Origin of the sequence: Microbacterium sp. Marseille-Q6648, from assembly GCF_943181415.1 — a bacterium.
Lineage (GTDB): Bacteria > Actinomycetota > Actinomycetes > Actinomycetales > Microbacteriaceae > Microbacterium.
In genome coordinates, this window is the sequence record NZ_CALPBZ010000006.1 from 55,083 (window position 1) to 67,085 (window position 12,003).

The 12,003-nt window shown below is 70.7% G+C and carries 9 protein-coding genes; 3 read left to right on the forward strand and 6 right to left on the reverse strand.

Annotated elements, in window-relative coordinates; all coding sequences use genetic code 11:
- Nucleotides 1–3: 3 nt before the first annotated feature.
- The 6 genes from NFR93_RS14555 to NFR93_RS14580 form a co-directional block, all read right to left on the reverse strand.
- Nucleotides 4–1,086, reverse strand: a complete 1,083-nt coding sequence (locus NFR93_RS14555; protein WP_251454827.1) for a Gfo/Idh/MocA family protein — start codon at nt 1,084–1,086, stop codon at nt 4–6.
- On the reverse strand, nt 1,083–1,862 hold the full coding sequence (locus NFR93_RS14560) for a ThuA domain-containing protein (protein WP_251454830.1): 780 nt from the start codon (nt 1,860–1,862) through the stop codon (nt 1,083–1,085). The genes NFR93_RS14555 and NFR93_RS14560 overlap by 4 nt, the downstream gene beginning before the upstream one ends.
- Nucleotides 1,859–4,177, reverse strand: coding sequence for a beta-glucosidase family protein (locus NFR93_RS14565; RefSeq protein ID WP_251454833.1), 2,319 nt, complete (start codon nt 4,175–4,177; stop codon nt 1,859–1,861). The genes NFR93_RS14560 and NFR93_RS14565 overlap by 4 nt, the downstream gene beginning before the upstream one ends.
- Nucleotides 4,177–5,085, reverse strand: a complete 909-nt coding sequence (locus tag NFR93_RS14570) for a carbohydrate ABC transporter permease (protein ID WP_251454837.1) — start codon at nt 5,083–5,085, stop codon at nt 4,177–4,179. The genes NFR93_RS14565 and NFR93_RS14570 overlap by 1 nt, the downstream gene beginning before the upstream one ends.
- Nucleotides 5,085–6,056 (reverse strand): carbohydrate ABC transporter permease, encoded by a 972-nt coding sequence (locus NFR93_RS14575; RefSeq protein ID WP_251454840.1) that lies wholly within the window; start codon nt 6,054–6,056, stop codon nt 5,085–5,087. The genes NFR93_RS14570 and NFR93_RS14575 overlap by 1 nt, the downstream gene beginning before the upstream one ends.
- Before the next feature lie 63 nt (nt 6,057–6,119).
- Nucleotides 6,120–7,400 carry an ABC transporter substrate-binding protein gene (locus tag NFR93_RS14580; RefSeq protein WP_251454844.1) on the reverse strand — a complete coding sequence of 427 codons (1,281 nt, stop codon included), beginning with the start codon at nt 7,398–7,400 and terminating at the stop codon, nt 6,120–6,122.
- Nucleotides 7,401–7,669: 269 nt separating this feature from the next.
- Here NFR93_RS14580 and NFR93_RS14585 point away from each other — a divergent pair, with 269 nt between their 5' ends.
- From NFR93_RS14585 to NFR93_RS14595, 3 genes are read left to right on the forward strand one after another with little or no spacing between them, the layout of a single operon-like run.
- The gene (locus tag NFR93_RS14585) at nt 7,670–8,671 is read left to right on the forward strand and encodes a LacI family DNA-binding transcriptional regulator (RefSeq protein ID WP_251454846.1); all 1,002 of its coding nucleotides are present in this window, start codon (nt 7,670–7,672) and stop codon (nt 8,669–8,671) included.
- 1 nt (nt 8,672) lies between these two features.
- The gene (locus tag NFR93_RS14590; protein ID WP_251454849.1) at nt 8,673–9,554 is read left to right on the forward strand and encodes a nucleoside hydrolase; all 882 of its coding nucleotides are present in this window, start codon (nt 8,673–8,675) and stop codon (nt 9,552–9,554) included.
- A complete protein-coding gene (locus NFR93_RS14595) occupies nt 9,551–11,935 on the forward strand; it encodes a glycosyl hydrolase family 95 catalytic domain-containing protein (protein ID WP_251454852.1) in 2,385 nt (794 codons plus the stop codon). Before NFR93_RS14590 ends, NFR93_RS14595 begins: the two co-directional genes overlap by 4 nt.
- The last annotated feature ends 68 nt before the right edge of the window (nt 11,936–12,003 follow it).

Below are 12,003 nucleotides of genomic sequence, written 5' to 3' on the forward strand. Positions count from 1 at the left end.
ACGTCAGCGCGGCGGCGCGCCGTCCCAGCGCGCGATGGCGTCGGCGACGGCGTGGTCGCCCGCTGCGCGCGCCGCCTCTGCGGCGTGATGGGATGCCGCGGCGAAGACGTCATCGAGGCGCACCGTCTCACCGGTCCGAGCCGAGGCCAGTGCCGCTTCGACCATCGCGAGGCTCCAGATGTTGGCCCGCACCTCGCCGGAGGGAGTCGGGCCGCCGTCCAGGGCGGTGACGAACTCGGCCAGCGCGGCATCGAGCCCTTCCTCCGCGTCACCGACACGCACGGTCCGCGGGTCGCCCTCGCGGCCCTGCGCGCTCACCCCGACTTCGCCGTCCCACGTCACCGATCCGGCGGCGGCGCTCGCGCGCCACGATCCGTTCCACGAGGTCGTCAGGCCGTCGGCGCACCAGCTGCCCGAATAGGAGAATCGCGCGCCGTCGCCGAAACGGAACACCGCTTCGGCCGCCGCGCCCCCGCGGTACCAGCTCCACGGCGGCGAGAACTCGTCGCAGTACACCGACACGGGGTCGGCGCCGAGCACGTACCGCGCCTGATCGAACGTGTGGATGGCCATGTCGATGAGGAGGGGCGACTCCATCTCGTCCCGGAATCCGCCGAAACGCGGGTTCTGAAAGAACAGTGCCGTCAGCTGGGCAGCGCCGCCGGCGGCGGCCACTTCCTCACGGAAGGCGCGGATGCCGGCGGAGTACCGCCGCGACTGGCTGGTGGCGAGCAGCACACCCGTCACCTCGCTGACGGCGGCGAGCGCGAGCGCGTCCGACACCGTCGGCGTGACGGGCTTCTCGCTGAGCACCGGGACGCCCTGGCGCAGGGCGGCTTCGCTGACCGCGCGGTGCGCCTCGGGGATGGTGACGTTCAGCAGCATCCCCGGGCGTCCCACCGCCGCGAAGGCCTCGTCGACCGACGCGACGCACGGGATGTCCCATCCGCGCTGATCGCCGGCCGCACGTGCGGCCTCGACCGACACATCCACGATCGCGCTCACCCGGAGGTCGTCCCTGCGGGCGACGGTGTCGAGCCACGCGCGGCCCATTCCGCCAGCGCCGACGACGACGACATCCCTCACGCGAGCACCTCGCCGTCCCACTCGCGGGGCGTGTCGAACTCGCCGGCGCGATGCATCGCGAGGCGAGGGACGACCCGCGGGCGTTCCTGCCTCGCCCACATCGCGGCGTTGGCGAGCACCCGCTGGATCTCGGGCTGGTGGTAGACGGGGTAGTCCTGGTCGCCGGGTGAGAAGTAGAAGATGCGACCGTGACCGCGCGAGAACGTCATGCCCGAGCGGAACACCTCGCCGCCGGTGAAGCTGGACACGAACACCAGCTCGTCCGGGGCGGGCACATCGAAGAACTCGCCGTACATCTCCTGCGAGGGGATCACGATCGGATGCGGGACGCCGACGGCGATGGGATGCGTCGGCGCGACCGTCCACACCAGCTCGCGATCGTCGGCCTGCCGCCAGCGCAGCGAGCACGTCGTGCCCATCAGGCGGATGAAGATCTTCGAGAAGTGACCCGAGTGCAGCACGACGAGCCCCATCCCGGCGAGCACGTGGCGATGGACGCGCTCGACGACAGCGTCGTCGACGGCGCCGTGGCGCAGATGGCCCCACCAGAACAGCACGTCGGTCGCGGCGAGCCGGTCCTCGGTCAAGCCGTGCTCGGGATCGTCGAGCGTGGCGGTCTCGACGGACGCATCCTCGGGCAGAAGCCGGCGGAGTCCCGCCGCGATCGTGCCGTGCATGCTGTCGGGATACAGCCGTTGCGTCGTCTCGTCATGCTTCTCGTGGTGGTTCTCGCCCCACACGAGCACGCGGATTCCCGGGGTCTGTGCTGATGTCACTGGGTCGGCGTCCCTTCCGTCTCGTCTTCATCCCACGCGGTCCGGCCGGCTCGGGCCAGGAGGACGCGCCGGTCTCCGGACAGTCGCACCCGCGCCTCGACGGGACGGTCCGCGGCCGACGGCCCGGCCGAGAGCACGACGACACCGGGGTCGACGGCCAGCCGCCCATCGGCGCCGGTGGCGGCCAGCCTCGCCGCCTCGAGCGTGAAGCGCACGGTGCGCCGTTGCCCCGCGGGCACGTGGATGCGGGCGAAGCCGACCAGCTGCACCTCGGGACGCACCACGGACGACGAGGGGAAGGATGCGTAGAGCTGGACGACCTCGATGCAGTCGGCGCCGCTGTTGCCGACCGTCACCGTCACCTCGGCGGCCCCGGTCGTGGGGACGATGAGCGGCGTGGAGAGATCCTTGTAGGCGATCCGCCCGCGCGTGAGGCCGAAGCCGAACGGATACAGCGGGGTGGGGTCGGCCACGGTGATGCCGGCATTGTGCCGGCCCAGGGGCGGCTGCAGGTAGGTGCCGGCGGCAGCGGGCGTCCGCGGGATCTGCACCGGCAGTCTTCCGCTCGGGGCCACGCGCCCCGAGAGGATCCCGGCGACGGCGGCGGCTCCCTCGGCTCCGGGGAAGAACGCCTGCACGATCATGGCGGCAGCGCCATAGGCGCCCAGGGCGTACGGCCGCCCCGACACGACGACGAGCGCCGTGGGGGTGCCGGTGGCGAGGACCGCCCGCACGAGTTCGTCCTGGCGACCGGGCAGTCGCAGATCGTCGGCGTCGCAGCCCTCGCCCGAGGTGCCGGCGCCGAAGAGGCCCGCGACGTCGCCGACGACGAGGATCACCGCGTCGCTGTCCCGCGCCACATCCACGGCCTCCGCGATCCGGGCGTTCTCTTCGCCCGCGATCGCGCATCCGGGCTCGGCGCGGACGACGGAGGCCTCGAACTCGGCGCGCACCGCCTGGTCGATCGTCGGGATCGCGATGCCGGGGTCGTGTCCGGGGTACTTGGTGAGGACGTGGTTCGGGAAGGCGTAGCAGCCCAGCAGACTGCGATACTCGGCGGCCGCCGGCCCGATGAGGCCGATCCGCGCCCCCGGTCCCAGCGGCATCGTGCCGTCGTCCTTGAGCAGGACGATGGATTCCTCGGCCAGCCGAGAAGACAGCGCACGATTGCGCTCGCCGTCCAGGCACACCTGCTCCGCACCGTCCGGGACGATCGCCCCGCCGTCGAGCAGTCCCGCCTCGATCTTGTGGCGCAGGTGCCGGACAGCGGCACGATCGATGTCGCTCTCGTCCACCAGCCCCTCGCGCACCAGACGCGGCAAGGCGGCGTATGCCACCGTCGAGGGCAGTTCGACGTCCACGCCCGCCCGCAGCGCGAGCGCACCGGCGGCGGCGGCGTCCACGGCCACGCGGTGCATGGACACCAGGAACGGCACCGCCCAGTAGTCGGCGACGACCGTGCCGTCGAAGCCCCACTCGGTGCGCAGCACACCGTCCAGCAGTTCCCGGTTGGCGGTGCTCGGGATGCCGTCGACGTCGGTGTACGAGGTCATGACGCTGCGGGCCCCGCCCTGCCGGAGGGCTGTCTCGAACGGCGGCAGCACCGTGTCGGCGAATTCGCGCGGGCCCATGCTGACCGGAGCATGGTTGCGGGCACCGCGCGACGCGGCGTACCCGGCGAAGTGCTTGAGGGTGGCGATGACGCCTGCGCTCTCGAGCCCGGCGACGTAGGCCGCCCCGAGCTGGCCCACGACATACGGATCCTCGCCGAGGGTCTCTTCGACCCGGCCCCAGCGGTAGTCCCGGACGACGTCGAGGACCGGGGCGAGTCCCTGGTGCACGCCGATCGCCCGCATGTCCTCGCCGATGGCGCGGGCCATCTCGCGCACGAGGTCTTCGTCGAAGCTGGCGGCCCACGCCAGTGGGGTGGGGAAGGCGGTGGCGCCGAACGCGGCGAGACCGGTGAGGCATTCTTCGTGCACCAGCGCCGGGATGCCGAGGCGCTGGTGGGCGGTCACCTTCCGCTGCAGCTCGCGAAGCCGGGCGACGCCTTCGGCCACGGTCACCGGCGCCGTGCCGAACACCCGGGTCAGCTGTCCCAGGCCGTGGGCGAACGGGTCGCCGGCCTCCGCGTCCGTGTCGCCCTCGAGCTTCGGGGCGAAGGCGTCGGCGGAATCGGTGAGCCACACCGACCCCAGCTGAGCGACTTTCTCCTCCAAGGTCAGTTCGTCGACCAGTGCCTGGGCGCGCTCGCGCGCGCTCAGCGTCGTATCGCGCCACCGACCCTCGTCGACGACGCCCGCGTTCGCGCTCATCAGCCCTTGAACGCTCCGTCCATGATTCCCGCGACCATGCGACGGCCGACGAAGAAGAAGACGATCAGCAACGGGAGGGTGGCCATGAAGGACCCGCCCATCGTCAGCGCCAGGTCGATTGTGCGGTTGGCCTGCAGCTGCTTCAGCGCGATCTGCACGGTGAACAGCTCGGGCGACTTCAGCACGATGAACGGCCACATGAAGTCGTTCCACACCGCCGTGAAGGTGATGAGCCCGAGGACGAACGCCGCCGGACGCACGACGGGGAAGCCGATGCGCCAGAAGATCTGCCAACTGTTGGCACCGTCGATGCGGGCTGCCTGCATGAGCTCGTCGTTCAGCGTCGTGGCCATGTGCTGACGCATCCAGAAGATGCCGAAGGCGCTCGCGAGTCCCGGGACGATGATCGCCTGGAGGGTGTCGACCCAGTCGAGCCACGAGATGATCAGGTACTGCGGGATCACACTGAGCTGCGCGGGCACTGTCATGGTGAGCAGCACGATGAGGAACAGGGCGTTGCGACCCGGGAACTGCAGCTTGGCGAAGGCGAAGCCGGCCAGCGCGCACAGCAGCGAGGCGATGACCGCGATCGACAGCGACACGATGGTGCTGTTGAGCAGCGACTGGAAGAACGGCACGGTGTCGAAGACCTTGCCCGCGATGTCGAAGAAGTTGAACCCGGGATAGAGGCGCGGGGGGATCGAGGTGACCGCCGTCGCGCCCACCGAGGCGATGACGAACATGTAGTACAGCGGGAAGACGCTGATGAGCACCGCGATGATGAGCATCAGGTAGACCGGCCACCCGACGCGGCCCGCTCGGGCACCGCGCCCGGGACGACGCTTCTGCGGACGCGTGAGCGCCTCCTGGCCCGCCTGCGGGACCGCCTGATCGATGACGTCGGACATCAGCGCGCCTTCCGGGTGCGAGTGGTCAGGTAGAAGTTGATGAGCGAGACGACGACGACGATGAGGAACAGCGCCACGCCGATCGCCGAGCCGTATCCGAACTCGAACTGCCCGAAGCCCTGCTCGTAGAGGAACAGTGCGAGGGTCTGGCACTGTCGTCCGCCACCGCACGTGAGGCCGGACTCGGGCGCCACCAGCAGCGGCTCGGTGAAGATCTGCAGCCCGCCGATGGTCGACATGATGACGGTGAAGATGATGATCGGGCGCAGGGACGGGATCGTGAGGTGGATGAACTGCTGCCACCCGGATGCGCCGTCGACCGAGGCCGCCTCGTACATCTCCCGGGGCAGCGCCTGCAGCCCCGCCAGGTAGAGGAGCGTGTTGTAGCCGAACCAGCGCCACATCACCATCGACGAGATGACGATCCACGACCCGACCTGGGAGGACAGGAAGTTGACGTCGGGGATGCCGAAGATGTTGAGCACCCAGTTGATGAGGCCGAAGTTGCGGTCGAAGATCTGCGCGAAGACGAGGGCGGTGGCCGCCACCGACGTGATGTAGGGCACCAGCAGCGCCATGCGGAAGAAGTTCGCCCACTTCAGAGTGGCGTGGTTGAGCAGGTGGGCGAGCCCCAGCGCCAGCAGAAGCTGCGGGATCGTGGAGATGAGGAAGATGCCGAACGTGTTCACGAATGCGTTCCAGAACCGGGGATCCTGGAACAGCCGCTCGAAGTTGGCGAGTCCCACGAAGGTCTGCTCACCGATGGGGTTCCAGTCGAACAGCGCCACGTAGAAGGTGAACACGAGCGGGAACAGCCCGAAGATCGCGAAGATGACGAAGAACGGCGCGATGTAGACGTAGGGCGCGATGCGTTCGCCGAAGCTCTGTCGGATGCGCGACGGCGGTCGGTCGCGTCGGCGCGTCTTGCGCACGGAGATCAGGGTGGCGGTCGCGGGAGCGGTGACTGTCATGTTCCTCTGCCTCGGTCGGGACGGTGGCCCGGGCGCGCCCGGGCCACCGTCTGTCGAAGGGGGTCAGCCCCCGATGGCTGCTTTCGCGCTGTCGAGGCCTGTCTGCCAGGCGTCCTCGGGCGCGACGTTGCCCGCCTGCATGTCGACGAGCGCGTTCAGCAGCGCACCGCCGATCGCACTGGTGTCGGGACCGTTGTAGAAGGACTGGAAGTTCATCACCGAGTCGCTCATGATCTGCCCGATCGGCGAGTCGCCGTAGAACGGGTCGGTGTAGCTCTTGACCTCGTCGCTCTCGAGCGCCGCCTCGGCCGCGGGGAAGGTGCCCGTCGTGGCGAAGTGCTCGGTCTGGCCCTCGGGCGACAGCATCGTCTCGATGTACTGCCACGCCGCCTCTTTGTTCTCGGCGCGGGCGGGGATGGCGATGACGCTGCCGCCCCAGTTGCCGCCGACACCCGGGATCGAGGCGATGCGCCACTTGCCCTCGGTGTCGGGGGCGTCGTTCTTGAGACCCGAGAGGATCCACGACGGCGCCGTGGTGACGGCGAACGCGCCGTTGGCCTTGCCGGGCGCCCAGCCCGACGACCATGCCGGGATGTCGGCGCTCAGGCCGGCCTCGTAGGTGCGCACCGCGACGTCGAAGGCTTCCTCGACCTCGGGGTTGGTGTCGTAGATGAGCTCACCCTCGGGGGTGTAGTACTTCTGGCTCACCTGGTTGACCGTCGAGAAGAAGATCGACGTCTCGACGTTGTCGACGAAGGGCTCGCCGGTCGCTTCGGTGTACTGCTCGCCCATGGCGATGAAGTCGTCCCACGTGGACCACATCTCGGCCACCTCGGCCGGGTCGGTGGGCAGGCCCGCCTCTTCGAACAGGTCGGCACGGTAGGCGAAGGCCAGGCCGCCGACATCGGTGGGGATGCCGATGATCGATCCGTCCTCGGCGGTGGCCCCGTCGATGGCCCAATCCAGGTAGCCGTCGCCGATGTCGTCGCCGCCGAGCGTGCGGAGGTCGACGAAGTTGCCGGCGTTCTCGACGAACTTGGGCAGGTCGTCGTTCTGGATCATGACGAGGTCGGGCACCCGCCCCCCGGCCAGGGCGGCCGTCAGGGCGGTGGCCGTCTCGGTGGTGCTGCCGACCTCGGAGAGCTTCACCTTCGCGTCGGGGTTCTTCTCCAGGTACCGGTCGACCGAGTCCTTCTGGCCGATTCCGGTGAACGACCAGAACTCGAACTCGGCGTTCGGGTCTCCGCCTTCGGAGCCGGAGCCGGAGCCTCCCGAGCATCCGGAGATCAGCAGCGCGAGTGCGCCGACAGCGGCGATGGGCAGGGCCAGTTTGCGACGATTCACAACTGCTCCTCTTCTTCGGGGACATGTGAGTGCGGGAGATGACGGGATCTCGCCGATGTGAGAGATCGTTCTCTCACCCGCGAGCCAGAGTAGCCATGCAACGTTGAAGAGCACAAGCCCCGTGTCGGAAAACGCTTGTCGCCGACGTCGCCGAGCCGCTTAGGGTAGCGAGAACACGACGAGGCCGACGACGATCGCGGGGACCGTGCAATGATCGAGGTGGTCGTGAGATCGATCTACGGCCGATGTGCATTCTTCGGAGGGGAGCCATGGCCCGACCCACCATCGTCGACGTCGCCCAGGCTGCGGGCGTCTCACGCGCCACGGCCGCGCGCGTGCTCGCCGGGGCCACGAACGTCGACCCCGCGATGACGGAGGCCGTGGCGCGCGAGGCCCGACGGCTGGGGTACGAGACCAACTTCGCCGCGCGCGTGCTGCGTGGCGGAAAAGCCGGGTCGATCGGACTGGTCATCGCCTTCGACGAGCTCGGCAGCCTCAGCGGCACCTTCTTCACCGCCGTGCTCAAGGGTGCCGCGAAGGGACTGTCCGCCGGCGAGGTGCAGCCGGTTCTGCTTCCCGCCGACCACGAGGACCTCGACCGCATCCCCCGGTTCCTGCGCTCGGGAGCCCTCGACGGCGTGATCGTCATCCTGCAGCACGAGATCACCCATCTCGTCGAGAGCCTCGCCGACTCCCCCATCCCGGTGGCCTGGGTGGGCAGGCCGCACGCCGACATCGGCCCCGACCCGATCGTGATCGACTCCGACAACTATGGGGGTGGTGTCCAGGCCGCCCGCGCGCTCATCGAGCGGGGGCGGCGTTCGATCGGGATCATCACCGGTCCGCTCGATCTCGAGCAGGCCCGCGAGCGAACCCGCGGATGGACCGACGAGCTGGCCCGCCACGGCATCGAGCCCGGCCCTATCGTCCACGGCGACTTCACCCTCGACAGCGGCACCGCGGCGATGGCGCGCCTGCTGCAACGAGCCCCCGACCTCGACGGGGTCTTCGCGTCGTCCGACCTCATGGCCGCCGGGGCGATCCGCGTCCTCCAGGCCGCCGGGCGCCGCGTGCCCGCGGACGTGTCGGTCGTCGGCTTCGACGACGTGCTCATCGCCAGCACATCCGACCCACCGCTCACCACCGTCCGGCAGCCGCTGGAAGAGATGGGCCGCGCGGCGGCCGACACGCTTCTGGCCACGATCCGCGGACTGCCTGCCGAGAAGGAGCAGCTGCTGCCCACGTCGCTCGTCCGTCGCGAGTCGCTCTGACATGCCGCTTCCCCCGCACAAGGTGCTCATCAGTACGGATGCCGCGAACGAGGTCGACGACCAGTTCGCCGTCGTGCATGCTCTGCTCTCGCCCGTCCTCGACGTACGGGGGATCCTGCCCGCCCACTTCGGACGAGAGGGCAGCCGCGCCGAATCCCGTGCCGAGGTCGACCTCCTGCACTCCCTGCTCGGAGCCGCCGGGCGCGCTGTCGTCGCCGACGGCGCGGACGCGGCACTGCCGGACGAGCGGACGCCGCGCCCGTCGGAGGCCTCGGCCCTGATCCGGCGCGAAGCGCGGTCCGACGACCGGCGCCTGCGCATTGCGGTGCTGGGCCCCCTCACCGACGTCGCATCAGCACTCCTCGAGGACCCGGCACTCGTCGACGCCGACCCGCTGGTCGTGTGGATCGGCGGCCCGCCGTATGAGGGCGTGGTCGGGTACTCGCCCGAGTTCAATCTGTCGAACGACGTCGCCGCGGCCAACGCGGTGATGGCCTCGGGGGTCGACGTCTGGCAGGTTCCGATGCCCGTCTACACGATGATCGGGGTCGGTCACGCCGAGCTCGTCGAACGCCTCGGCGGCACAGGAGAGCTCGCGGACTACTTGGTCGAGCGCGTCATCGCCTTCAACGCGCAGGTCGATTACGGGCCCATGGACCACCGCTCGCTCGGCGACAGCCCGGCCATCGGCGCGTTGCTCAACCCGCTCGGCGCGCGGTGGAGCCTGCGTCCGCCGCCGCGGTTCAACACGGACAGCGAGGTGATCGGCACGATCGACACGTCACGTCGCATCCGCGTGTGCGAGGCCGTCGACACCCGCTGGCTCATCGAGGACATGTTCGCCAAGCTGCGGGCGTTCGGCCGCGGCGACGAGGGCCGATGACCGGCGACATGCAGACACACGCCATGCCGTCCGGCGACACCCGGACGGGCGGTGCCCGGACGGCGGGCCCCCCGGCATCCGATACCGCGTTCGAGACGCGCACGGCGGCGCCGACCTGGGAGGACGGCCTGCTCACGGGCAGCGGCCGCGTCGGCGCGCTGGTCTACGGGCCGCCCGACCGCCTGACGGTGACCCTCGCCCACGAGCGCTTCTTCATCCCCGCCAACCCCCGGCCGGCCGCACCGGATCTGCGACCGGCGCTCCCCGCGATCCGCGCGGCTCTTCTCGCCGGAGACCCGGATGCCGCCGCCGGATTCTCGCGAGCGCTCGGCGACGCCGGGTTCGAACACCTGGTCTGGACCGACCCGCTCGGGATGTGCGCGGCGCTGGCGCTGCGCCCCGGCATCCCGCTCGATCAGACCCGGCGGAGCATGGACCCCGCCGCCGGTGTGGTCGGAGTGGACGCCCGCACCGCCGAGGGGGCCGGGGTCCACGTGCGGGTGGTCGCGCCGCGCGGCTACGACACGGTGTGGGTGTCGCTGTCGGCCGAGGTCGAGCTGACGTGGGACCTGACGCTCTCGCTCGAGGTCGACGGCACCCCCGCCGCGTCGTTCGCGCCGGACTACACCGGTGCGGTCTCGGCCCGCCCGCGTGCGGGCGACCCCGGGCGCCTCGACGTCGTCGGTCCCGACGACACGGTGATCGCGACCACCCGGGCGTCGGGCGGGTGGCACCGCGAGGGCGAGCACGACGCAGCGATCCGGTCGACCGTCCGCGTCACTCCCGATGCGCCCGCGCTGCTGCGCCTGGACGTCACGGTCGCCGGGCATGCCGCGCGTCCGGCTCCGGATGCCGCGTGGGCCGACGTGCGGGCGAGCCAGACCCTTCCGCACCGTGAACTCGTCGCGGCGTCCGGGCTCGCCCTCGAGGCACCGAGCGCGCCCGAGCCGGTCGAAGACCTGTGGAACCGTGCGCGGACCGGCGATGCGCGGGCGCTGCGCCGTGCGACCGACATCGCGTATCTCAGCGGACGCGCGCACACGATCGCGGCGACGGGCGAGCTGCCCGCGACGCTGCAGGGCGTCTGGCAGGGAACCTTCACCCCGGCGTGGTCGGCCGACTACACCTTGAACGGGAACGTGCAGAACGGCACGCTGGCCCCGCTGATCCCGACCGGCACACCCGACCTCGCCCGCGGCATCCTGAATCTGGTGCTTCCCCACCTGGCGGACTTCCGCGCGAACGCCGCCCGCGTCTTCGACGCCGACGGGATGCTGCTGCCGAGCAGGATGTCGACCCACGGTGCCGCGAACCACGCGAACGGCGACTTCCCCCACGTGTTCTGGACCGGCTGCGGGGGCTGGATCCTGCGGATCGCCGCGGACCTGGTCGCCACCACCGGCGACCGCTCGCTGGTCGACGACCGCCTGTGGGCGCTGGCCGAAGGGGTGCTGCGCTTCGCCGAGACGGCGCTCATCCGCGACGGCGATCATGCGCGGCTGGTGCCGAACTACTCTCCCGAGAACACCCCCGGCGGCGCCGGCGCACCGCTCGCGGCCGACAGCACGATGGACGTCGCGGTGCTGCGCGACGCCGCGCGCGCCACCGCACTGCTCGGGAGGGCCCGCGGCGACGACGCGCTCGACGATCGATGGGCGCGCGTCGTCGAGCTGCTGCCGGAGTATCGCGTTGCCGGTGACGGCACGCTGGCCGAGTGGATCGCACCCGGGTACGACGAACAGCTCGCCCATCGCCATGTCTCGCAGCTGTACCCGCTCTGGTACGACCCTGATGCCGCGTTCCTCGGCGACTCCGCTTCCGCCCGTGCGCTTAGGGATGCTGCGGGCGAGACCATCCGCCGCAAGCTCGCGTGGCGGGCGGAGGACCCCGGGCCGCCTCCCGGCAGGGGTGAGATGGCGTTCGGTCTGGCGCAGCTCGGGTTGGCCGCCGCCGCGCTCGGGGATGCGGCATCCGCTCATTCGTGTGTGCGCACGCTCGTGCTCGATCACTGGCAGCCCGCGCTGACGACGACCCACGACAACGGGCGCATCTTCAACCTCGACGCGTCGGGGGCGCTGCCGGCAGTTGTGGCGGCGATGCTGCTCGGCTCGTCTATCGGCGAGCTGCGTCTTCTGCCCGCGCTGCTCGACGAATGGCCGCGGGGCGAGGTGACCGGGCTCCGTGCGCGGGGTGGAATCATCGTCGACCGCCTGACCTGGGACGACGTCGGCGCCGAGGTCGAGCTTCGGATGCTGCCCGAGGCGCGGTGGCTGAATCCGACCGGCGAGGTGACGCTTCGACCCGGGTCGGGGTTCGCCGTCGACGGCCCCTCGCGGGTGACGGTGGACGACACCCGCACCGTTCGCCTGCGCCGGCGGTGACCCCGACGGCGACGCTGACGGGCGACACGTGACGCGGGCACGGATGCCGCGGCTCGCCGCTCCTGCCC

Bases quoted from the DNA above. Each gene is read 5' to 3' on its own strand.
- NFR93_RS14565 (WP_251454833.1), bottom strand. From the start codon at position 4,177: ATGAGCGCGAACGCGGGCGTCGTCGACGAGGGTCGGTGGCGCGATACG.
- NFR93_RS14570 (WP_251454837.1), bottom strand. From the start codon at position 5,085: ATGTCCGACGTCATCGATCAGGCGGTCCCGCAGGCGGGCCAGGAGGCG.
- NFR93_RS14575 (WP_251454840.1), bottom strand. From the start codon at position 6,056: ATGACAGTCACCGCTCCCGCGACCGCCACCCTGATCTCCGTGCGCAAG.
- NFR93_RS14585 (WP_251454846.1), top strand. From the start codon at position 7,670: ATGGCCCGACCCACCATCGTCGACGTCGCCCAGGCTGCGGGCGTCTCA.
- NFR93_RS14590 (WP_251454849.1), top strand. From the start codon at position 8,673: ATGCCGCTTCCCCCGCACAAGGTGCTCATCAGTACGGATGCCGCGAAC.
- NFR93_RS14595 (WP_251454852.1), top strand. From the start codon at position 9,551: ATGACCGGCGACATGCAGACACACGCCATGCCGTCCGGCGACACCCGG.